We start from the raw sequence: 20,974 nt of genomic DNA, 5'->3' as shown, positions 1-20,974 counted from the left end.
TTCCTGGGGAGCGTACGGCGTCCCAAGGTAGACCAAGGCTCCGGAAGGACTCCAACCGAACCGAATTCCGGACCGACCATTACCGGCTCCATGAATTCAACGACAGTCGGCCCGGAAAATCGGTGGGCCCACGGCGGATCGGCCGCTACGATCGCGGCGGCCGGGAAGCGCGGCCCATGACCGTTCAGGGAAGGGTGTCCCGATGATGCGGCCCGACCACCCCGAACCACTGGAGCAGGGCCATCCGTTCCGCCAGTGGAAGACATGGCGGATTCCCGGCGCGGACCTGACCCTCACCGGCTACTCCCGAGCCAACGACAAGACCTTCTTCCACATACCCGAGCTGCGGTGCAGCCTGGACGCCGGTCTCTGCGAGGGCCGGCAGGTGGACACGGTCTTCCTGACCCACACCCACCACGACCACTCCAAGGACCTCGATTTCCTGGCGTCCAACGCCTCCGGCACCGACATCTACCTGCCCGCCGACGCGGTGCCCTACGTGGAGTCCTACCTGCGCGCGTCCGCCGAGCTGAACCACGGACCGACCTTCGACCCGGCCCTCGCGGGCGGCCACCGCCTGCACGGCATGCGCCACGACGACCAATTCGTCTTCGGACGCCGAGGGCACCGTGTCCGGGTGGTGGAGTGCGAGCACAAGGTGCCCTGCGTGGGCTACGCCTTCTCCGAGAGACGCAAGGCACTGCGCCCGGAGTTCGAGGAACTACGACGGTCCCTGGTGAACGAAGGGCGGGGCAGCGATTTCGGCCGCATCATGGCCCAGCACCGCAAGGACGGAACCGAGGTCGACACTCAAGTCGACCGCCCCCTGTTCGCCTTCCTCGGCGACACGCACGTGAACGTGTTCGAGCGGAATCCGTGGCTCTTCGAGTATCCGGTCATCATCACCGAGTGCACGTTCATCGACGACGCCGAGATGGACCGCGCCGATCGAGTCGGGCACACGGTCTGGAGCCGCCTCCGCCCCGTGGTGGAGGCCCACCCGGAGACCCTGTTCGTCCTGACCCATTTCAGCCTGCGCTACTCGGACCGCGAGATCCTCGCGTTCTTCCGCCAAGAGGGGCACCCGGACAACGTCCTGCCGTGGGCGCACCCGGCAAGCCGCCTACCCGAGCAACACCAGCACACCGGCTCCTGAACGGCCGTGCGTTCAGGCGGGCGCACGCTGACGCACGACCGCCACGTCCCACAACCGCACCGTGTGGTCGTCGCTCGCGCTGGCGAAGGTCTTTCCGTCGGGGCTGAACGCCAGGGCGCTGACAGTGTCGGTGTGGCCGGGGAGGGGCCGGCTGAGGGGCCTGCGCGCGGCCACGTCCCACAACCGCACTGTCCGATCTTCGCTCGCGGTGGCCAGGATCCTGCCATCGGGGCTCAACGCCAGCGCGCCGACAGCGTCGCTGGGCACGAGGGGGTCGCCGATGGGTTCGCGGGTGCGGGTGTTCCACAACCGCACCTCCCGATAGTGGCCTGCGGTGGCCAGGGTCCTGCCGTCCGGGGTGAACGCCAGCGCGCCGACGGTGCTGCTGTAACCCTTGAGGCGCCGGAAGACGGGGCTGCGGATCGCCACGTCCCACAACTGCACCTCAGTGCTCGCGGACGCCAAGGTCTTGCCGTCAGGGCTGAACGCCAGCGCGTGGACCCCGTTGGTGTGCACAAGGGGGGCGTCGGGGTGTTCGCGGGTGCCGAGGTCCCACAACCACGCCGTCCCGTCGCCGTCTCCCGTGGCCAGGATCTTGCCGTCGGGGCTGAACGCCACCGCCTCGATCGCTTCGAAGTGGTCGCCGAGGGGCTTGCCGAGAGGGGTACGAGCGACCGCGTCCCACAACCGCACCGTTCTGTCGGCTCCTCCGGTGGCCAGGATCTTGCCATCGGGGCTGAACGCCACCGCCCTGACAGCATCGGTGTGGCCGGTGAGGGGCTGGTTGAGGAGCGTGCGGGCGGCCACGTCCCAGAACCGCACCGTCCGGTCACCACTCGCGGTGGCCACGGTCTTGCCGTCAGGGCTGAACGCCACCGCGCTGACAGGCCCGCCATGGCCGGTGAGGGCCAGACCGAGGGAAATCGGTCCAGACGGAGCGGGAGTGCGGTTCCCACGGGGCCGTTCGGCCTGCCGCTCGTCGGTGAGCAGGTAACCGACGGGGACGGCCAGGGCGAGGGCGGCGGCGCCCATGGTGACGAGGTAGGCGCGCCGCGAGAGCGACGGTGCTGCGGGGCCCAAGCTCACCATGTCCGGTGACGCGACGGCAGGCGGTGGGGCGTCCCCCAATGCGGTCAGTGCAGCTACGGCGGCCTCAGCGGTAGGACGCCGCTGGGGATCACGGTTCAGCAGGTCGCGCAGGATGGGCGCCAGGAGCTGAGCGCGCCGGGTGGGTGCGGGTTCGCCCCGGGAGACGGCCAGGAGCAGCGCCGCGAGGGTGCCGCCGGTGAAGGCGGGACGGCCTTCGACGGCGGCGTACAAGGTGGCGCCCAGGGACCACATGTCGGAGGCGGCGGTGGCTTCGCGGTCGTTGACCTGCTCAGGAGACATGTAGGCGGGGGTGCCCAGCAGGGCGCCGGTGGCGGTGAGGGTGGCCTCTCCGGGGACGGCGGCGATCCCGAAGTCGGTGACCACGACCCGCTCGCCTTCGAGCAGGATGTTGGCGGGTTTGATGTCGCGGTGCACGATCCCCGCCTGGTGCGCGGCGGCCAGCGCCGCGGCGATCTGCGCCCCGATCCGGGCGGCCTCCGCCTCGTCCAGCGGGCCGTTGTCGCCGATGACGGCGGCCAGGGAGCAGCCCCGCACCAGTTCCATCACGATCCAGGGCAGGCCGTCCTCGTCGTGGAACTGGTCATGGACGGTGATGATGCCGGGGTGCTTGAGCATCCCGATCGACCGCGCCTCCCGCTCCATGCGCGCGACCATCTGCTCGCGCACGCCCGTCGCCAGGCTCACGGGGATCTTGAGCTGCTTGAGCGCCACATCGCGGCGCATCCGCTCATCGTGCGCGCGCCAGACGGCGCCCATCCCGCCCTCGCCCAACACCTCCACCAGCCGATACCGGCCGCTCACCACCGTTTTCGCGTCCTCCGCCACAAAGGCACACAATCACGCGACCAAGCGCTCCGGTACCGCCACCGCCCCAATTGTGATCAGTTCGCGGTCGGAAGGAACGCCCGCACGGCCTCGCGCAGCGCGGCGCGGGTCACCAGCAGCACCCCGGCCCGTCCGGTTCCTTGCTGTCACTCGCGGCCACCACACCGGGAAACCCGCCAACTCAACACAGTCACCGCCGTTAGCCATGGTTGGCTGCGCCGCAGCGCAACCCGTCATACAAGATCGTGGCGATGTGCACTGCATCGTCCTTCCAGCCTTCGGCGCGCATCCCGCAGATGCCGCCGAGGGCGCGCAGGACGATGCGCCCGTTGATGCCACTGCGGACGAGACCGGCCGCGATGCCTGCCGCGAGAAGTTCGTCAAGGGCACGGGTCATCTCGTCGCGCGCGTCGTCGAAGACCGGCGAATCGGTTCCCATGATGCACTCCAGCGCCTCGCCCATACCTCTGCCTACTGCCGCGTGCTCCACGAGCAACAGCAGGAAGGTGCGCAGTGCTTCGTCCGGGGCGTGTTGTGCGAGCAGTCGGGCGGGAGTCGAGCAGAGATCGGCGACTTCCTGGCGGTACACCTCCGCGACGAGCGCTTCGCGCGTTTCGAAGTGGCGATAGAGGGTGCCGACAGCCACGCCGGCTCGGCGGGCGATCTCCTCCACATGCGCGTCGTCGTCGGCGAGGAACGCCTCCCGCGCCGCGACCAGAAGCGCGTCGCGGTTGCGGCGGGCATCGGCGCGCAACGGACGTGATGACGGCAACGGCCCTCCGTAAGGTGAATCGGACTCCGGTTGTGTACAGTTTCCGGAGTCGGGTTCATCTTATTGCCGGAGCACCCCCATGACGATCGAGCACAACGGGCTCGTCGGCCTGCGAGCGCTGGTGACCGGCGGTAGCCGAGGGCTCGGGGAGGCGACGGCTCGTCGTCTCGCCGCAGCCGGTGCCACCGTGCTGACGGCCTCACGAACCGCGCCCCCGGGAGACCTGCCCGCCACCTTCATGCCCGCCGACCTGCGATCTGAGAAGGGGGTGGCGGAACTCGGCCCGAGTAGTGGACAGCGTCTGAGGCATCGACGTCCTGGCCGACAACGCCGGAGCCGCAACCGGACCGATGCCGCCCTGGAGCGGTCGTGTTCGTTCTGCCGGGCTTCGTCGTCACCGAGGGGGCGAGCGACCCCCTCCAGCAAATGGCCGACGGCCAGGGCATCGACATCGACGACGTCAAGCAGCAGATCGTGGACCACCTGAAGGCGCCGACGCGGCGCCCAGTTCCGAGTCGGGCCTGAGCCGCACCCCAACACGCAATCCAAGGAGAGACACCATGCCCTTCAGCCTGACGTCACTGATCGTGGACGCCGCAGACCTGGAGAGCGAAAGCTCATTCTGGCACCGGCTGCTCGGCGGCTCGATCACGAGGACGGCAACGCACCACTTTCTGCAGATCGACGGCTTCCCCGTGATCGTGATCCAGCACGCTCCGGGGCAGGTACCGCCGCAGTGGCCCGACGGCGCCTCCCAGCAGATGCACTTCGACCTCGCCACGGACGACGCGGCGACCGCGGACAAGCGGGTGCTCGACGCCGGCGGTCGACGACTACGACCGACTGACGATGTCGTCGTCTCCACTCAGCAGGGCTCCCGGGTGTACGCCAGCCCGGCCGGACATCCGTTCTGTCTTCGGTCGGCCCGCCCCTGAAACCGAGCACGAACCCACGCCAACGCTGTGTCGGCGAATGCACCACACGTCCCGCACGGCAGGGGGCGCAGGCACCGGGCGGCTTCCACCGTCTCGGTCGTGGCCCGCGACCAGACCGGCGCCGGATCGAACCAGCGGTGCTCGGCGAGTTGGCTCATCCAGGCAAGCAGGGACTAGAGCAGCAGGCGGGGCACGAGCCACCCGAGCAGCAGGACCGACACGAACCCCATCGGCGCGTGCGCGGCCGCCTCGGCCGGCAGGTCCCCGATGGCCCCTGGTGTGCACGGCGTGGAGCGACACCTCCTGCAGGTGCCGCATCTTGATCGCCATCGCCACGGCGGCACCGCACCAGCCGACCGGACCGAGGCAGGCGACCAGCCGCCACCCAACGATCTCAACCCAGTGCCCGGCGAGAAGGAGGGTCGGCGTGACGTCGTTCACTCGTTCCCGCTGGACGGCGTTGAGGTCTCGCGGTGTCGTGAGCGCGGGGAGCCGCAGAGGGGGCTGTGGTGCCACCGATCGATCTGCTGCACAGCGATCCCGAAGGCGATGACTCCCAGATAAACCATGGGCGCCCCTCCGAGCGGGCGTCAGCGGCCAGGGAGCCGTTGATTATGATCAACGCCCTGGCGACCAGTCACCCCTCAGGCTGAACCACCGCCCGCACGGCCTCACGCAGCGCGACACGGGTCACCAGCAGCACCGGGCCATTGGTGTCCTTGCTGTCACGCACCGCCACCACGCCAGCATCACCCGCCAGTTCAACGCAGTTGCCACCATTGGAACTGGTGTAGCTGCTCTTACGCCACTTAGCTCCGGTCAGGTCCATCGATCCAGCACCTCGTCACCTCGTCGGGAGGGCCGCCCGGACGGCTTCGCAAAGCGCAGCGGGGTCACCACCAGCACTGGGCCCATCAGGGTCTTTGCTGTCACTGCACGGCCACTGCACCGGGCAGCAGCCAAGCCAACTCGACGCACTCGCCGCCGTTGTTAAGGCTGCGTGCCGCCTTACGCCACTCGGCGCTTGTCAGGTCCACCGCTCCAACACCTCGTCAGGCTGTCGGAAGCGCTGCCTGGACGGCTTCGCGTAGCGCGGCGCGGGTCACCAGCAGCACCGGGCCGTCCGGATCCTTGCTGTCACTCACGGCAACGCCACCCGGGAAATCGGCCACCTCGATGCAGTTACCGCCGTTGGCACTGCTGTAGGTGCTCTTGCGCCACTTGGCGCTCGTCAGGTCCATCGCCCCAGCACCTCGTCAGGCAGTCGAAAGCGCCGCCTGGACGGCCTCGCGCAGCGCGGCGCGGCTCACCAGCAGCACCGGGCCGTCCGGGTCCTTGCTGTCACGCACCGCCACCACGCCAGGGAGTCCGGCAACCTCGACACAATTGCCGCCGTTGGACCCGGTGTAGCTGCTCTTACGCCACTTGGCTCCGGTCAGGTCCATTTCTCCTGGACCACCTTTCTCACCAGTTCGCACGACATCTCTTCTGTGAGCGCCCTTGATCGGAGCGCTACAAGGGTTCGCGACAGAGTGGACAGGTCCTCGGGGTTGTCGGTCGTGATCGGGCGTATGGCCGTCTCGACATACGCGACCTCGCTTCGATCATCCATCGTCGCTACGACAAACGCACCCATGTTGCCGTCATGCTCGCCTCTCGCCAACACTACTTGAACTGTGACATTGGGCAATGAGGTAAGTGCGACCAGGTGCTCCAGTTGCTCCTTCATCGTCTCGGCGGTGCCGACGGGGCGGTGCAGCGCTTGCTCATCCACGAGGAGAACAAGGAACGGCGCCGCCTTCTCTCCATCTCTGGAGGTGATGACCTGACGCGCGAGGCGCGCCTCCACGGCTTCCTTGTTGCCCTTCAGCAGGGCCGAGGCGTAAGCCGGTGTCTGGGCCAGCCCGGCGATCAGCGTGGGTTCCCAAGAGACGAGCATGGCGGCGTCGGCTTCGATCTGGGGCCAGTCGAACCAGATGGGGACGGGGTGGCCGTCCTTGTTCAGGTCTTCCCACAGCGTGATCAGTGAGCCGCCCGCTTCGAGATGGTCATCGACGATCTCGACGTACGCGCGGGTGGCCCGCCGCTTTCCATTCTCGATGCGGCTGACCTGGGCGCCGCTCATCTGGGTGAGCTGAGAGATGGTCTCCTGCTTGACCCCCTTGGCCTCTCGCATCCGGCGCATCTGGCGGCCGAACGCGATGAGCGCAGGGGATTCGCGAGGACGCTGACGCCTGGGGGGCATGGCGCCTTCCTCTCCACGGAACCTACCGACCTCGGCTCACGCCTTACCAGTAGTGACCAATTGACTCCGGTACGTGAATCCTAGACGGGGAAGTGGCTCAATGTGTGCTGTACGCCACACAAAGTGAGGAGAGATCGTGGGCGAGGCAGTGCGTGGGGAGATGGTGGTCAAGCGGGATCTGGTGGCCGTCGCGGAGGCTCGGAGGTTCGTGCGGCTCACGCTGGGGCGCTGGGAGATGGAGGACTACGTGCCGTGCCTGGTGGCCAGCGAGCTGGTCACCAATGCCATGCGGTACGGCAGCACGGCGGACGATGATGTGATCCTGCGTCTGGTTCGGGCGGACGACGGGATGCTGTCGGTGGAGGTGCAGGACGCGACCTGGGAGATGCCTCGGATGCGGATCGTGGATCTGACCAGCGAGTCGGGGCGCGGGCTGTTCGTCGTGGAGACGTTCACCCGGTACTGGGGCGTGCGGCCCCTGGCAGGGAAGGCGGGGAAGGTGGTCTTCGCCGTTCTCTGGCCGTGAGTTATGGGCCTCGGGTGCCGAAGGCTGAGATGAGGGCGAAAGCGCCTACTCCTAGGAGGGCTGCGGTGGTGGTAGTAGGCCCTAGGTCATAGAGGCGGCCCAGCAGGAGGTCGCCTGCGGACGAGAACATGCCCGCGCAGAACGCCAGGACGCCGTAGTACGAGCCGAAGCGTTCGGTCGGGGCGTGGCGGGCGGCGCGTTGGAAGATGGAGGGCTGGATCAGGCCGTTGGCGACGCCGTTGAGGACGGCGGCGACCATCAGCGGGCCGGTCTGGGTGCCGTCCAGCGGGGCCAGGACGAAGAACGCGCCCGCAGCGCACAGCAGGCCCAGGCGTAGCACCCAGGGGCGTTCGCCTCTGCGGTTGGACGCGACGAACGGTTGGGCGGACGCGGCCACGGCGGCCAGCACGCACAGGCAGACGGTCGCGGCGGCGGAGCCGAAGCCCAGGAGCGGCACGGCCGTCATGATGTGGTTGGCGAGCAGCGTCGTGGGCGCGGTCATCAGCGCGAAGAGCACGAACCTGCGGTCGCGGAAGACCGCGCGTATGCCTGTGAAGATGTCCTTGAAGCGTGGGGTTGTTGCTTTGGCGGCCCGGCGCGGCAGCGAAAGGTACAGGACGCCTGCCAGGGCCCACAGGGTTGCGGCCATCACGGCCACAGGGGTGAAGCCGTGGCCCAGGGCGAGGAGGCCCAGTCCTACGGGAGGGCCCGCGATCGTTCCTATGTGCTGGGTGGCGACATAGGCGCCGAAGCCGCCTGAGCGGCGATCTGGGTGGACGCTCGCCAGCAGGCTCTGGGCGGACGGGTTGGACAGCGCGCCGCCCGCGGCGATGGCTACGGCCGCGCATAGGAGTGCGGTTATGTCGTCGGCGGTGCCGAGGAGGGCGAAGCCGACGGCGCGGATGGCGCAGGCGATCATTCCGGTGCGGCGGGCGCCGATCGCGTCCGTGAGCGCGCCGACCGGGAGCAGCAGCGCGAACTGGACCCCCACCCGGATCCCGAGGATCAGCCCGATCGTCCCGGCCAGCAGGCCCACGTCGTGCCGCAGGTGCGCGACCAGGTGGGACATCACCGCGAAGTAGCCCAGGCAGCCGGCGAGCTGGCACGCGACCACCGTCACGATCACCCTGCGGTCGGACGGGGCCGCGGCGGGCGGGGCGGGAGCGGGGGCGGTGATGGTCACCGGCAGAGGACACCAGAAGGATGCCCGGTCGGTCCAATATGGATATGGGTCGGGCTGCCATAGGCGAATCGATATCGGTCAGGTGTGCGGGATGGTCAGGGAGCTGCCGTGCGGCAGGTCGAGCCGGAAGCGGTCCGGGGTGACGACCAGCCGCAGCGTCACCTCGCCGCAGACCGGGCAGCGCATCACCTGGCCGGGCGCCTGAGTGTACAGCGGGGCGCGGACGAGCAGGTCGGAGTGCCCGCAGGTGCCGCACTGCCCGGACGCCAGCGTCATCTCAGGGACGAACAGCAGGCTGAGCGGGCCGGCGAGGGCGTTGCCGTCCAGGTGCCGGTCGTCGGGGTGCCAGCCGTGAACCATGGTCATCCTCCACTGGGGCCGAATCGTTCGGTACGGATCCGCGCCGGGTCGTGCCCCATGCCGGTGAGCAGGGCGCTCATCGCCTCCACGAATCCGGTGGGGCCGCAGACGTAGCAGCGCGGGGCCCGGTCGGGCGGCACGCCGTACTCGGCGACCTCGGCCGGGGTCAGCCGTCCGGGCGGGCGCGCGGAGCCGGGCGGGGCCCGCCGGGTGTAGGCCAGCAGCAGCCCGTCGTCGAGCGCGGACAGTTCGGCCGCGTAGCACAGCAGGTCGCGGGAGCGGAGCGAGTAGAGCAGCCGCAGGGACCCGGGGCCGCCGCCGTCCCGCCAGGCCCGCACCATCGCCATGATCGGGACGATGCCCGCGCCGCCCGCCACCAGCAGCGACGGCGGTTCGGCGGCGGGCCGCCACACGAACCAGCCGCCGACCGGGCCGAGGATCTCGATCGCGGCGCCGACCGGGAGATCGTCCACCAGGTACGGGGACACCTCGCCGTCCGCCACCCGCTGCACCGTCAACTCGACGCGTTCACCGTCGGCGGGCGCGGCGATGGAGTAGCTGCGGCTGGCCTGGTACCCGTCGTCGGCGGTGAGCCGGACGTCGACGTGCTGGCCGGGCAGATGGCCTGACCAGCCGGGAACGCGCAGGACCAGCGTCCGGGTCACGTCGTTCTCCCGCCGGTCGGCGACGAGCAGCGCGGGCCGCCATTCCGGGCGCGGGCGCGGCGGCGGCCGGGTCGCCGCGGGAGCGCCGTCCGCCGTCAGTCCCACGAGTAACGCTGCTCACGCCAGGGGTCGCCGTAGTTGTGGTAGCCGGCCGTCTCCCAGAAGCCCGGCTCGTCGTGGACGAGCAGCCGGAGCCCCTGGATCCACTTGGCGGACTTCCAGAAGTACAGGTGCGGGACCAGCAGCCGCGCGGGGCCGCCGTGCTCTGGCGCGAGCGGGTACCCGTCGAAGGTGTGCGCGATCCACGCCTTCCCGCCGGTGATGTCCTCGAGCGGGACGTTGGTGGTGTAGCCGCCGTAGCAGTACGCCACCGCGTACTCGGCGGCGCCGGTGTCGAGGCCGTCCAGCAGCGTGTCCACCGAGACGCCCCGCCAGGTGGTGTGGAGCTTGGACCAGCGGGTCACGCAGTGGATGTCGACGGTGGGTTCCTCCTGGGGCAGGCCCATGAACTCCTGCCACGTCCACGTCCGCCGCTCGCCGGGCCCGGCCTCCAGGGTGAGGCTCCAGGAGTCCCGCTCGATCGGCGGGGTGGGCCCGGCCGACAGCACGGGGAAGTCCCGCGTGAGGTACTGGCCCGGCGGCAGGCGGACGCCGGTCTCGTCCTCCTGGCGGCGCCGGTGGAATCCGGGTGAGAACGCCCCCATGTCAAGCCCTGCCCTCGCGGTCACTCATCGTTCTCCTCCCGCTCCCGGGCCTCCTGCGCGGCCATCTCCCGCAGCACGGCGCGCACCGCCTCCGGCAGCGTCTCGTCCAGCGCTTCGTCCAGGACGGCGCCGCGGTCGGCGTCCTCGCTGGTGATGGACATCGCGACCTCCTCCGGGCCGCCGTCGGACTCCTCGTCCAGTTCCCGGGCGAGCAGTTCGCCGTCACCGCCGTCCTCGGCGGCCAGGCGTCCGGCGCGCGGCTCGGGCTCGTCGTCGGGCCCGTACCAGTGCGGGTCCGCCTCGTCCTCGGGCGGTTCCTCCTCGGCCAGCAGCTCGTCGAGCGTCTCGCCCTGCTCCAGCTCGTCGGCGGTCGTGCCGTAGCGGACGGCCGCCGACCAGTGCTCGGGAACGGTGATCCCGCGGTCGAGCGGGTCGGCGGTGGGATCCTCGCCCTCCAGCGTCTGGGCCGGGTCGAGCACCCCGTCGTCTTCGACCGGGTCGCACGGCGGCCTGCGGTCACCGCGCCGCTTCATGGCGGCCTCCCACGCACACCACTCCATAGTCATCAAACGACGATCGACCTGGGCAACCCCGGAATGTGCCCCCACCCCTCAAAGATCGGTCAAGCCCGCGTGTCGGAGGGACTCGGTAGCGTCCCGCCCATGCCGGAGATCGACGAGGACGCCTTCGTCATGCCGGACGCCTGGCGCGCCCATCTGCATCCGTGCCGCGGGGGCGCCCCCGGGCCGCCGGTCGAGCCCGACCCCGGGGCGGCCGAGGCCGTACGGGGGTTCACCGAGGAGGCGCGCGACGCGCTCCACCACCTGCTGGACGCCGAGCAGAGCCACCGCGATCTGGTCGAGTCCGCCCGCGCCCATCTGGACGGCGCGCCCGACCCCCGGGGCGCGGGCGTGATCGCGGCGGTGGTCGCGGCCGAGTCGGGCATGATCGACGACATCTTCGCGTCCGTCGACCGCCTGGGCGCGACCTGGAAGTTCGCGGACGCCTGGATCGCCGAGCACGGGCTCGGGTTCGCGGCCGCCGCCACGGCCGAGCTCGGCCGGGTCATCGTCGACGGCTACACCTACCGGGGACGACAGCCGTGGCGGCATCTCCGCGCCTACCGTCCCGGCGAGGAGGAGCCGCCCGTGGACAAGGTGCGGCACTGCCTTCACCTGGTCGCGAAGAGGGTGCGCGCCTCCCTCGCCGCCGCCGGCGAACGCGACTACCGGGAGGCGGTCGAGGCCCTCGCCCACTGCCGCCGTGACGGCGCGCAACGCCTCATCGCCTCGTACCTGGCGCCGACCCGCCTCGACTGGTCGGACGAACTCTGCGCGTCCCTGCCCGGAGAGCCGAGCCACGGCGAGCTGATGCTCCTGCTGCCCGCGATCGGCTCGCTGGAGCAGCTCGAACTGCTCGAACGGCTCGACCACGTCGATCTCTCGCCGCGCACCTGGACACCCGACCCGCTCTACACGGTCGTCGAAGCCGTCGGTTCCGCGATGGCGCCGAGGATCGCCGCGGCCTATGACGACGGCGACCACTTCATCGCCCAGCAGGCACAGGTGCTCGCCGCCCTGCCCACCGACGAGGCGTTCGGGCTCCTGCTCGCACGCCTGGACAAGCCCCAGATGCACGCCGCCGTGCAGGAGGCGGCGCGACGCTTCCCCGCCCGCGCCCTCCGCCTGCTGGGCGACGCCGCCGTCCAGCGGACCGCTTCGTACGCCACGCGCCTTCTCCGCCGCCACGTGCGAGCCCACCCGGCCCTCACCGCGGCGCTCCTGCCCGGCCTGCCCGCCGACGTGCGCCGCGCCGTCGAAACGGCAGGCGAGGGGTGGGCCGAGGAGGCACCGCCCGAGGCGCTGCCGCTCCTACTGGCCGACCCGCCGTGGACGCGCGAGGGCGTCCACGTCAAGTTCATGATCGTCCGGGGCCTGAAGGCGCCGAACGAGCCGGAGACGGCGTGGGAGCCCGGCGAATGGGAGGAATGGTCGTCGTCCCAGAACGTAATGAAGCGCGTCATCGCCAACGACGGAACGGACGCACTGCCCGCCGCGCTGGAGCTGGCCCTGTCGGAGCCTGCGACCGCCACCGAACTGCTGCTGCCGCTGTGCGACGCCCGAGTCGCCGCACTCATGGCCGAGTCGCTCGACCGCCGCCCATGGCTGCATCCAGTCGTGGAGGGCTGGTTCCAGCGGCACGCGTTCGCGGCAGCGCGCGCGCTCATCCCGGCGGCTCTGGGCAAGGCCGGCCGACAGCGACGCGAGGCGGAGGCCGCGCTGCGCTTCCTCGCCTCCAACGGGCACCGCGACGACGTCACCGACGCGGCCCGCGCCCACAGGTCCAAGGCCGCCGCCGCGCTCGAAGCCCTTCTCGCCACCAACGTCCTGAACGTCCTCCCCGAGACCATGCCCGAGATCGACCCCTTCGTCGATCCGCACCTGCTCCCCCAGGTGTTCCTGCGCGACGGACGCGGGGCGCTCCCCGGTGAGGCCGCCGGTCACATCATCACCATGCTCGCCCTGTCCAAGCCCGACCACGCCTACCCGGGCATCGACGTGGTGAAGGAGACCTGCGACCCCGCGTCCCTGGCCGCGTTCGCGTGGGGCCTGTTCGAGCAGTACGGGTTCGCCGGGCGCAGCGGCGGGCCGGGCGACGACGCGTGGGTCCTGAACGCGCTCGGGCTGCTCGGCGACAACGACACCGTGCGCCGCCTCGCCCCGCTCATCCGGACCTGGCCCGGCGCCGGTGGCCACCACCTGGCGGTCGCGGGCCTGGACGCACTCGTCGCCATCGGCACCGACATCGCCCTGACGCATCTGAACGGCATCGCGCGGAACGTCCGGTACAAGGGCCTGAAGGCCAAGGCCCAGCAGCGTATCGCCGCCCTCGCCGCCGACCGAGGGCTCTCCCCCGAACGGCTCGTCCGCGACCTCGGGCTCGACGGCACGGGCCCGCGCCGCTTCACCGTGGGGTTGGACGAGCGGCTCAAGCCGTAACTCATCGGGCGGCGGGCCGCGCTGCCCCGCCGCCCACAAGCACTTCGCCGCATTGAAGAAGGACGTGCGGACGGTGGCGGCCGACCAGATCCTCCGGCTCGAACAGGCCATGGTCACCCAGCGGCGGTGGACGGGGGGAGTTCCAGACCCTGATCGTCCGGCACCCCCTCCTGTGGCACATCGCCCGCCGGCTCGTATGGACCACCGAGGACGCCCGGACGTTCCGCATCGCCGAAGACCACACGCTCGGCGCCTGGCGCCAGGTCTTCGCCGACTACGAGATCGCGCAGCCGTTCCCGCAGCTCGACCGCCCGACCTCCACGCTCACCGAAGACGAGAGCGCGGGCACCGAACTGAAGCGGTTCCACGGCATCACCGTCCCGGTCGGGCGGGTGCTCGGCATGGAACGCCGGGGCACCGCCGAGGACAACGGCTTCCAGACATGGATCAGCCGGGAGATCGCCGGCGGCCGGGCCGTCGTCGCCGACCTCGACCCCGTCACCGCGTCGGAGATCCTCACCGACCTGACCCCTCTGACCTTTCGGACGCCTTTATGACCCGGCTCCTTAGATGATCAAGATTCCGAGGAGGCGATCATGGCATCGAAGGAGTTCGGGCGGCGGCAGGCGCTGCGCGCGTCGCTGACGGGAGCCGCCGCGCTCGGCGCGGCACAGGCCGGGCTCACACCCGCCGAGGCCGCCGAAGGACGCACGCCCCGGCCACCGCGCGGCGCGTACGCCCACAACATGGAGGCGGTCGGGTACAGCGACCTCGACCACCGGCCCGCGTTCAAGATGGCGATCCGCCAGGTCCGCGGCCGCTGGTACCTCTACACCGGGCACTTCTGGGACAGCGGCTGGAGCGTCGTCGACGTCACCGACCCGCGCCGCCCCGAGGTGGTCGCGTTCGTCCCCGGGCCCGCCGACACGTGGACGCTGCAGGTCGACCTGTCGGGGAACACGATGGTCACCGCGCTGGAGAGCGTCTTCCCCAACTTCGGCGGCGACCCGTCCGCCGACTTCGAGGACGGCGTCTACATCTGGGACATCGAGGACCCCGTACGGCCGCGCCGACTCAGCCACTTCCGGACCGGCGGCACCGGCACCCACCGCAACCTCTATCCGGGCGGCCGGTACGTCCACCTCGCCGCGGGCGTCCCCGGCTTCACCGGGAACATCTACATGATCCTGGACATCTCCGACCGGACACGTCCACGCGAGGCGGGCCGCTGGTGGGTCCCCGGCCAACGCGACGGCGAGGCCAAGGAACCCACGACCCGGCAACCGCACTCGCACGGCTTCTGCTGCGGCAACGCGGGCGACGTGTCGCTGCACGGCCCCGCCTACCCGGCCGGCGACCACGTCTACCTGCCGTACGGCGGCGCGGGCATGGTCGTGCTGGACATCTCGGACGTGTCGCGGCCCAAGCGCGTGGGCGGGCTCAGCTTCAGCCCCCCGTTCCACTCCCGGTTCGGCGTGCACGGCGTGCTGCCCGTCCCGGAGCGCGGCATCGCCTTCGCGAACTCCGAGGACGTGTCGTACGGCGCGGGCCCTGCCCCGCACGCCTCGATCATCGACATCTCCGACCCCGCCGAGCCATGGCTGCTGTCCACGCTGCCGTCGCCCGTCCCCCCGGAGAACGCCCCGTACGACGACTTCGCCACTCGCGGCGGCTGGAGCGGCCCGCACAACATCAACCACCACCAGCACCACCCGGACGTGCAACGGCAGGGGAACCTCTTCTACATCGCCCACTTCAACGCGGGACTGCGCGTGTACGACGTGTCGAACGTCCGGCTGCCCCGCGAGGTCGGCTACTTCATCCCACCCGAACCCACCCGCCGCTACGGCCCGATGCCCGAGGGCGACCTGGTCCTGCAAACCGAAGACGTGGTCGTGGACCGCCGCGGCTACATCTACATCTCCGACAAGAACCAGGGCCTATGGATCACCCGCTACACCGGCCCCCGCCCCTAACCCACCCGCCAACTCACGGACGCCACGTCCGACCACGGGCCGCCTGTGCGCCCCCGCCCGCACGGCGGCCCACCGGCCTGCGGGCCCTTCATCGGACCAGACGTCCGACCGCCCCCACGCGCCGGATCACCGAGCCCGGGCCCGACCACCAGCCGCTCGTCCGGATCCGGCGAGTCCAACGATCGGCCCAGCGCCGGGCCAGCAACCCCCGCGTGTGCGACCACCCGTCCGCGCGGCGGCCACCGGTCGACGGGCCCGACCACCAGCCGCACGTCCGATTACCCACGCACCGGAGATCCGGCGCCGCGTCCACCGCTGCCCAGCGCTGGGTCGCCAGCCCGCACATCCGGCCCCGGGCCGCGCGGCCGACCATCGCGACGCCTGTGTGATCTCCAGGTCGCGGATCCGGCCGCTGCCCACACGTCCAACCGCCCACCCACGGGCCGGACCAGCGGGCCGCGGGGTGATTAGTTGTCCGCTTCGGGTTTGGCGCGGGTCTGTGCGGCTTTTACGAGCTGGCTGGCCCTGCTGAAGAGGTGGAGCGCGGTGAGGTCGTCGCCGCGGGCCCGGAACATGAGGGCCAGGTGGTACGTGGCGCCGGGATGCCCGGTACGGGAGGCGCTGCGGTAGTAGGTCTCCGCACCGGTCGGGCGGCCGTCGTCCCGGCGCCACGCGTCGCCGTACCCGGGCAGGGTGAGTTCGTAGGCGAGCTGCGCCGCCAGTCGGGTGCGCCAGACCGGGTCGGCGTGCACGAAGACCTCGGCCACGACGTCACCCGCCGCCGCGGCCGACTCCAGCCAGGCGATGCCCTCGGCGGTCCGCCGCTCGCACAGCAGGAGCAGCCCGAGCCTGCACGCGGCGTCCATGTCCCCCGCCTCGGCGGCGTTGAGGAGGTCGAGGCCGTGGACGCCGAACAGCGCCCGGTAGCGCCGTCCGGTCATGGACTCCAGCGCGCCCCCGGCCGTCCAGTCGTCCACGAGATACGGCCCGCGTCTCGCCTCATCAACGGCCTCGGGTTTGTTCTCTTCACGGGGCGGGAGCCACTTTGCTTCGGCGGTGGGAGGCGGCTGGACGCGGCGATCGCTTCGGCTGCTGGGCGACCGCTCGGTCGGTTTTGCACGTGCAGAATCCTCGCCGGGTTCCGGGCCCGGAAGATCATGAGCCGTCTCCGGTCGGCTCTCGACATCTTCTTCTGCCGAACCGGAATCCAATTCGGCGGTGAGGCTTTCGATCAAGGCCGACATCGATGCGCCGATCAAGGCCTCGTCCAGGACCGCCAGCGGCAGGGTCGCCGCCCGGACGGCGCGGTAGCGCCGGTGCCAGCCCGGCAGGCTGCCGAGGCCCGGGTCCTCCGGCCAGGCCCCGCTGCCCCGCGCGTAGGACTGGCAGGCCAGGACGTAGGAGGCGACCCAGCTCCACGCGGGCGGGCGTTTGCGGCGGCGGGCCAGGACGTCGCTGATCGCGGTGGCCGACAGCTCCTGCAGCCCCGCCAGCTCGTTCGCGTGCCGGGCCTGCGCCTTCCGGGAGAACGACGCCAGGTCGCGCAGGCTCGGTGAACCGCACGCCTCGCGCAGCTCGATGAGGTCCTGGACGAACTCATCGAGCTCGTCGGGAGGGTTATGGATCATCGACGCACCTGACCGATCATCAGCACCGGGCGACCGCTCGCCTGCACGGAGTGAATGGTGTCAAACCGATGACCCGCACGGTATCGACACGGCCTTCCGAATCGTTCCACATCGTCGATCACGACCCGATGACCCCGGATCAGAACGCGGCAGAACGACATAGAAGTGGACTGCGGAGACCGGCTACCATCGAAACCGAATTCGTCTCGGAGTTTTCCACATTAGGGGTGATTGTTGAATTACGTCCGTTTTTATGGGGGAGCCAGGTCCGGACGTACCATCTTGTTCCACTCCGATCCGATACATGGATTCCGCGCCCACTGACCGCCACGGATGTGGCGTACTGGGACGTGGCGGGCCGGCGGCATGCTCCCGAGCCGAGGCCGAGGACACCTACAGAGGTCAGGTGGCGATGAACCTCCCGCACAGCGACGACGAGTACTTGGCCTTCCTGCTGGTGGCGACCTGGTCCTTGCACACCGGCCGGCAACTGCCGCAGGTGCCGGTCGAGGAGCTCACCGCGGAGGAACTGATGGAGTTCTGGAGCGATCCGGCCTGGGAGACCGCGCCCACCCTGGACCGCTCCCCCTGACGGCACCGGGCCGCTCGCGGAGGCGGGCGGCCCGTCCGGCAGACCGCGTCCTCATGGCGGAACCGAGCCGCGAGCGCGTCGGCGCGGGCACGCTCCTGGGACCGCCGGCCGCCTGGGCGCTGCACGACGCCGAGGAGGCTGCCATGCTGCCGCGCTGGGCGCATGCTCTCGTGCCGGAACGGCTCTGGCGGCAGTTGGAGTCGATCGGCGGCGTCCGGTTCGCGGTCGCGGCGGCGGGGATGGGCGTCCTGGTGCCCGTCGGCGGCCGCCGACGGGGGCACCGCACCGGCGGGCGCTCGCCCGCCTACCAGGCCGGTTTGCACGGCGTGGCGCATCCGGCCCAGGCCACCATCGTGCGCGGGTGCGGAGTTGAGACAGCCGTTGGCGCTGAGATGGATTTGAGGGGTTCGCCCTACTCAAAGGGCCGTGACCCTCTGCCACGGACTGCGCAGGCTTCCATTCCGCTCCGTGGCCCGGGTTTCGGCGGCAGGCCGCCGCGGGCGCTCGGGGCCGAACCGGCGCGAGAATCGCCTGCGGAGCGTTGACCTGGGGAGATTCGGTTGAGGGGACCGGACAGCTGATCTGTTCCATCTGGCCCCTGTCCTTGGGGGCGGCCTCCCTGAAGAACCTCGCCCTGAACGACCGCGGGTTCGCATTCGGTGCGAGAACCCCGCACCGGATGCGAACCCGCGACAAGTCGAGCTATCGGGGCCGGAGGTCAGGTCTGGTATTCCAGCAGCCAGCTCGCGGGGATGTCGTCTGCGGTGTCGTTGGGGCCGGCCTTCGCGCGGCCGACGCTGACCTTCTGCGACCCGGCGGGTAGCTGCTCGCCGACGCGCAGGCCGCTGCTGGTGACGGTGATGGTCTTGACGCTGGTCCAGCTGGTGCCGTTGTGGACGGCCATCCTGAGTCGCACGTCGCCGAAGTCGCTGCCGAAGCTGACGTAGCCGTCGCCCAGCCAGTTGCCCTGGTTGGCCTGGGGGATGGCCAGGACGATGGCGTACTTGTAGTGGATGAGGGCGCCGTTCTCGGTGAAGGCGAACCCGTGGGGGATCTGGCCGGTCTGGAAGACGGACATCGTGCTCCTCTCGGTCCGGTGCGGGTGCCGTCGGGGGACGGCGCGCCGGCACCGGGGGAAGGCCGTGGTGATCGGCGGCCGGCCACGGCCCCTCGGCTTCACCCAGCCGCCACAACCAGCGTAATCAAACGGATACGGAAAGCCATCAAATGGCATCTGACCTGGTCTGACATGCCAGGTATCTGTCACCTAGGGGCTGCGCGGCACACGACGCCCGCCGCCGAACCGTCGACCAAGCACCGAACGCCCCGCCGAGAACCCGGAGGGAGGTAGGACGTCACAGACCTCCAGCCGGCCAGGGGCAACACCGCAAGATCGTCCTTGACCGCCAACGGCTGTCCACAGGTCCTCAACCCTGCCGCGCACGGGTCGGTCGCGACGCCGTTGGCGGTCGTCCCGTCCATGCCGTGGGCGCGCCGCCGGCTCCACCGGGCCGGGCTGCTGCGTCCGACGCGGTCCAGAGCCTCGCCCTGGCGGGCGCCGCGCCGGCCCTGACCCACACGGCGGCCCACCACCTCACCCGCCGGCTCCGCACCGCCCCCTGACGCCGAGCCGCTGGTCGGAGGAGTGAGGACGGACACTATTTCCTAGTTAACTGGTAGGCAATATTGACTTAGATGGGATGTCGTGTTTGCATCTATGTGGGCGTGTTCGACTGCTCAGCCCCGGCCCCCATGTCGCGCCCGCCATCCCACCTGCCCGTACGGAGGGACATCACTGTGACCGAGATCCTGCCGAGCCAGGCGGTCGACCCCGCGCGTTACCGCCAGGCGCTGGCCCTGCACGCGGCCGGGGTCGTCATCATCACCGGATCGTCCGAGGGCGAGCCGGTGGGGCTGACGGCGACCTCGTTCTCCTCGGTCAGCCTGGACCCGCCGCTGGTCTCGTTCTATGTGGACCGTTCCTCGACCACCTGGGCGTCCCTCCGCAACGCCGAGCGCTTCGGCGTCAACATCCTGGGGGGCGACCAGGCGGAACTGGCGGCGCGCTTCGCCCGCAAGGGCGTCGACCGGTTCGCCGAGCCCACCGCCTGGCGCCTGGACGAGCACGGCACGCCGCTCCTGGACGACGTCTGCGCACACGTGCTGTGCCTGCCGCACACCACCCTGGAGATCGGCGACCACTTCCTCGTCGTGGGCCTGGTGACCGGCACGGAACTGGTCGCGCCCGGCCGCCCGCTCCTCTACCACCGCGGACGGTTCGGGCGGTTCCTGCCGCACGGATGAAGCGCCCGGGGCGGTCAGCCTGTGGGGAGGCCGGCGGCCTGCCAGGCCTTGAAGCCGCCCGCGAGGTCGGTCGCACGGGTCAGCCCCAGGTCGTGCAGGGAGGCCGCGGCGAGGCTGGAGGTGTAGCCCTCCGAGCAGAAGACGATGACGCGCACGTCGTAGCCGGTGGCCTCGGGGATGCGCGCCTCGGACGCGGGGTCGAAGCGCCATTCCAGCACGTTGCGCTCGATGACGAGCGCGCCGGGGATCTCTCCTTCCGCGGCCCGCTGCGCCGCGGGGCGGATGTCGACCAGCAGCGCGCCGTCGAGCGACTCGGCATGGGCCCGGCCGGGGTCCAGGCGTTCCAGCCGGGAGCGCGCGCCGGCGAGCATCTCGTCGATGGAGCGCGCCCCGGCCGGGCGTCCGGTCACCACTGCTCGGCCTTCTCCTCGACGAGCCGGACCAGCTCGCCGGAGCCGTCGAGCTCGTAGCGGTTCATCGTGCTCAGCGGCGGCGAGTACACGTGGACGCTGACCGCCGGGGCGGTGGAGGTGTTGCGCACCTCGTGAATGTACTCGGCCCCGAACGCCCGGGTCTGCCCCATGGTGACCTGGCGGCTGCCGCCGAGGTCGTGCTCCTCCAGGGCGCCCAGCGCGACCGCGAACGCGCCGCGCGAGCCGCCGTGGTCGTGCAGCCCGGTGGTCTGGCCGGGCAGCCAGCTGATCAGCCAGATCTCGGTCTCGCCGTCGTTGTGCAGCCGCTCGTACCAGCGTCCGTGCGGGCTCAGCCGGACCCGGAGCAGCCAGTCGTCGGGAGCGGCGGCCAGCGCGCTCGCGGTCGTGGCCAGGTCGGTCGCCTTCTCGGCGGGGACGGCCAGGGCGGACGCGGGTGTGCTCAGCGTCATCGGTTCGGGTTCCTTGCCTTCGTCGTTCGTGCGCCTCGTCGTGGGTCTAGGGACGGGCGCGGCGACACAGATCGCTGGCCTGCCGCCGGAAGTCGACGTGCAGGCGTGACC

26 protein-coding genes and 1 pseudogene are annotated in these 20,974 nt (G+C 70.7%); 10 read left to right on the top strand and 17 right to left on the bottom strand.

Going from position 1 to position 20,974, the window contains the following annotated elements:
* The first annotated feature begins 202 nt into the window (after window positions 1–202).
* Window positions 203–1,156 (top strand): MBL fold metallo-hydrolase, encoded by a 954-nt coding sequence (locus ACZ466_RS24430; protein WP_378284045.1) that lies wholly within the window; start codon window positions 203–205, stop codon window positions 1,154–1,156.
* Window positions 1,157–1,168: 12 nt separating this feature from the next.
* On the opposite strand, the gene ACZ466_RS24425 is transcribed toward ACZ466_RS24430, so the two are convergent.
* On the bottom strand, window positions 1,169–3,067 hold the full coding sequence (locus ACZ466_RS24425) for a WD40 repeat domain-containing serine/threonine protein kinase (protein WP_378284044.1): 1,899 nt from the start codon (window positions 3,065–3,067) through the stop codon (window positions 1,169–1,171).
* Between the two features lie 223 nt (window positions 3,068–3,290).
* Complete coding sequence (locus ACZ466_RS24420; RefSeq protein ID WP_378284043.1) at window positions 3,291–3,863, bottom strand: TetR/AcrR family transcriptional regulator; 573 nt, start codon at window positions 3,861–3,863, stop codon at window positions 3,291–3,293.
* Window positions 3,864–3,942: 79 nt separating this feature from the next.
* Between ACZ466_RS24420 and ACZ466_RS24415 the strand changes: the two are divergent.
* The 3 genes and pseudogenes from ACZ466_RS24415 to ACZ466_RS24405 all read left to right on the top strand — a co-directional run.
* Window positions 3,943–4,032, top strand: a pseudogene (locus ACZ466_RS24415) (oxidoreductase); the annotation flags it as partial.
* A gap of 200 nt (window positions 4,033–4,232) precedes the next feature.
* Complete coding sequence (locus ACZ466_RS24410) at window positions 4,233–4,388, top strand: hypothetical protein (protein WP_378284095.1); 156 nt, start codon at window positions 4,233–4,235, stop codon at window positions 4,386–4,388.
* Window positions 4,389–4,423: 35 nt separating this feature from the next.
* Complete coding sequence (locus tag ACZ466_RS24405; protein WP_378284042.1) at window positions 4,424–4,798, top strand: VOC family protein; 375 nt, start codon at window positions 4,424–4,426, stop codon at window positions 4,796–4,798.
* Between the two features lie 637 nt (window positions 4,799–5,435).
* On the opposite strand, the gene ACZ466_RS24400 is transcribed toward ACZ466_RS24405, so the two are convergent.
* The 5 genes from ACZ466_RS24400 to ACZ466_RS24380 all read right to left on the bottom strand — a co-directional run bounded on the left by ACZ466_RS24400 (window position 5,436) and on the right by ACZ466_RS24380 (window position 7,043).
* Entirely contained in the window at window positions 5,436–5,627 is a 192-nt protein-coding gene (locus ACZ466_RS24400) for a DUF397 domain-containing protein (protein WP_378284041.1), read from the bottom strand.
* A gap of 100 nt (window positions 5,628–5,727) precedes the next feature.
* Window positions 5,728–5,835 (bottom strand): DUF397 domain-containing protein, encoded by a 108-nt coding sequence (locus ACZ466_RS24395; protein WP_378284040.1) that lies wholly within the window; start codon window positions 5,833–5,835, stop codon window positions 5,728–5,730.
* A 15-nt stretch (window positions 5,836–5,850) separates the two neighbouring features.
* A complete protein-coding gene (locus ACZ466_RS24390; protein ID WP_378284039.1) occupies window positions 5,851–6,039 on the bottom strand; it encodes a DUF397 domain-containing protein in 189 nt (62 codons plus the stop codon).
* A gap of 15 nt (window positions 6,040–6,054) precedes the next feature.
* Window positions 6,055–6,243, bottom strand: a complete 189-nt coding sequence (locus ACZ466_RS24385) for a DUF397 domain-containing protein (RefSeq protein ID WP_378284038.1) — start codon at window positions 6,241–6,243, stop codon at window positions 6,055–6,057.
* Window positions 6,234–7,043: a helix-turn-helix domain-containing protein gene (locus tag ACZ466_RS24380; RefSeq protein ID WP_378284037.1), complete on the bottom strand. Its 810-nt coding sequence runs from the start codon at window positions 7,041–7,043 to the stop codon at window positions 6,234–6,236. The genes ACZ466_RS24385 and ACZ466_RS24380 overlap by 10 nt, the downstream gene beginning before the upstream one ends.
* Window positions 7,044–7,179: 136 nt before the next feature.
* On the opposite strand from ACZ466_RS24380, the gene ACZ466_RS24375 reads away from it, so the two are divergent.
* Complete coding sequence (locus tag ACZ466_RS24375; RefSeq protein WP_378284036.1) at window positions 7,180–7,569, top strand: ATP-binding protein; 390 nt, start codon at window positions 7,180–7,182, stop codon at window positions 7,567–7,569.
* A gap of 1 nt (window position 7,570) precedes the next feature.
* Here ACZ466_RS24375 and ACZ466_RS24370 read toward each other — a convergent pair whose 3' ends face one another.
* From ACZ466_RS24370 to ACZ466_RS24350, 5 genes are all read right to left on the bottom strand, one after another.
* Window positions 7,571–8,752: an MFS transporter gene (locus ACZ466_RS24370; RefSeq protein WP_378284035.1), complete on the bottom strand. Its 1,182-nt coding sequence runs from the start codon at window positions 8,750–8,752 to the stop codon at window positions 7,571–7,573.
* A gap of 78 nt (window positions 8,753–8,830) precedes the next feature.
* Window positions 8,831–9,118: a DUF6510 family protein gene (locus tag ACZ466_RS24365; RefSeq protein ID WP_378284034.1), complete on the bottom strand. Its 288-nt coding sequence runs from the start codon at window positions 9,116–9,118 to the stop codon at window positions 8,831–8,833.
* The gene (locus tag ACZ466_RS24360; protein WP_378284032.1) at window positions 9,115–9,882 is read right to left on the bottom strand and encodes a ferredoxin reductase; all 768 of its coding nucleotides are present in this window, start codon (window positions 9,880–9,882) and stop codon (window positions 9,115–9,117) included. The genes ACZ466_RS24365 and ACZ466_RS24360 overlap by 4 nt, the downstream gene beginning before the upstream one ends.
* On the bottom strand, window positions 9,873–10,505 hold the full coding sequence (locus ACZ466_RS24355) for a sulfite oxidase-like oxidoreductase (RefSeq protein ID WP_464043952.1): 633 nt from the start codon (window positions 10,503–10,505) through the stop codon (window positions 9,873–9,875). Before ACZ466_RS24355 ends, ACZ466_RS24360 begins: the two co-directional genes overlap by 10 nt.
* The gene (locus ACZ466_RS24350) at window positions 10,502–11,014 is read right to left on the bottom strand and encodes a hypothetical protein (protein WP_378284031.1); all 513 of its coding nucleotides are present in this window, start codon (window positions 11,012–11,014) and stop codon (window positions 10,502–10,504) included. The genes ACZ466_RS24355 and ACZ466_RS24350 overlap by 4 nt, the downstream gene beginning before the upstream one ends.
* A 129-nt stretch (window positions 11,015–11,143) precedes the next feature.
* Here ACZ466_RS24350 and ACZ466_RS24345 point away from each other — a divergent pair, with 129 nt between their 5' ends.
* Entirely contained in the window at window positions 11,144–13,480 is a 2,337-nt protein-coding gene (locus tag ACZ466_RS24345; RefSeq protein WP_378284029.1) for a hypothetical protein, read from the top strand.
* Between the two features lie 113 nt (window positions 13,481–13,593).
* Here the strand turns inward: ACZ466_RS24345 and ACZ466_RS24340 are convergent, their stop codons facing one another.
* Complete coding sequence (locus ACZ466_RS24340) at window positions 13,594–13,848, bottom strand: hypothetical protein (protein ID WP_464044078.1); 255 nt, start codon at window positions 13,846–13,848, stop codon at window positions 13,594–13,596.
* Here ACZ466_RS24340 and ACZ466_RS24335 point away from each other — a divergent pair.
* Both ACZ466_RS24335 and ACZ466_RS24330 read left to right on the top strand, forming a co-directional pair.
* Window positions 13,762–14,037: a DUF4132 domain-containing protein gene (locus ACZ466_RS24335; RefSeq protein WP_464044022.1), complete on the top strand. Its 276-nt coding sequence runs from the start codon at window positions 13,762–13,764 to the stop codon at window positions 14,035–14,037. The two genes, ACZ466_RS24340 and ACZ466_RS24335, sit on opposite strands and share 87 nt — an antisense overlap.
* 39 nt (window positions 14,038–14,076) lie before the next feature.
* The gene (locus ACZ466_RS24330; RefSeq protein WP_378284028.1) at window positions 14,077–15,456 is read left to right on the top strand and encodes an LVIVD repeat-containing protein; all 1,380 of its coding nucleotides are present in this window, start codon (window positions 14,077–14,079) and stop codon (window positions 15,454–15,456) included.
* A gap of 467 nt (window positions 15,457–15,923) precedes the next feature.
* Here the strand turns inward: ACZ466_RS24330 and ACZ466_RS24325 are convergent, their stop codons facing one another.
* Window positions 15,924–17,084: an SEL1-like repeat protein gene (locus tag ACZ466_RS24325; protein ID WP_378284027.1), complete on the bottom strand. Its 1,161-nt coding sequence runs from the start codon at window positions 17,082–17,084 to the stop codon at window positions 15,924–15,926.
* 406 nt (window positions 17,085–17,490) lie between these two features.
* Between ACZ466_RS24325 and ACZ466_RS24320 the strand changes: the two genes are divergently transcribed.
* Entirely contained in the window at window positions 17,491–17,676 is a 186-nt protein-coding gene (locus ACZ466_RS24320) for a hypothetical protein (protein ID WP_378284026.1), read from the top strand.
* 718 nt (window positions 17,677–18,394) lie between these two features.
* Here ACZ466_RS24320 and ACZ466_RS24315 read toward each other — a convergent pair.
* Complete coding sequence (locus ACZ466_RS24315; protein ID WP_378284025.1) at window positions 18,395–18,754, bottom strand: hypothetical protein; 360 nt, start codon at window positions 18,752–18,754, stop codon at window positions 18,395–18,397.
* Window positions 18,755–19,473: 719 nt separating this feature from the next.
* Here ACZ466_RS24315 and ACZ466_RS24310 point away from each other — a divergent pair.
* Complete coding sequence (locus ACZ466_RS24310) at window positions 19,474–19,980, top strand: flavin reductase family protein (protein ID WP_378284024.1); 507 nt, start codon at window positions 19,474–19,476, stop codon at window positions 19,978–19,980.
* Window positions 19,981–19,994: 14 nt separating this feature from the next.
* Here the strand turns inward: ACZ466_RS24310 and ACZ466_RS24305 are convergent, their stop codons facing one another.
* A complete protein-coding gene (locus ACZ466_RS24305; RefSeq protein WP_464043951.1) occupies window positions 19,995–20,390 on the bottom strand; it encodes a rhodanese-like domain-containing protein in 396 nt (131 codons plus the stop codon).
* Window positions 20,387–20,863 carry a cysteine dioxygenase gene (locus tag ACZ466_RS24300; RefSeq protein ID WP_378284023.1) on the bottom strand — a complete coding sequence of 159 codons (477 nt, stop codon included), beginning with the start codon at window positions 20,861–20,863 and terminating at the stop codon, window positions 20,387–20,389. The genes ACZ466_RS24305 and ACZ466_RS24300 overlap by 4 nt, the downstream gene beginning before the upstream one ends.
* Window positions 20,864–20,974: the final 111 nt, after the last annotated feature.

The sequence above is a fragment of the Actinomadura rugatobispora genome, from assembly GCF_055379765.1.
The sequence above is the reverse complement of the archived record's forward strand: the minus strand, read 5'-3'. Positions and strand labels throughout refer to the sequence as shown.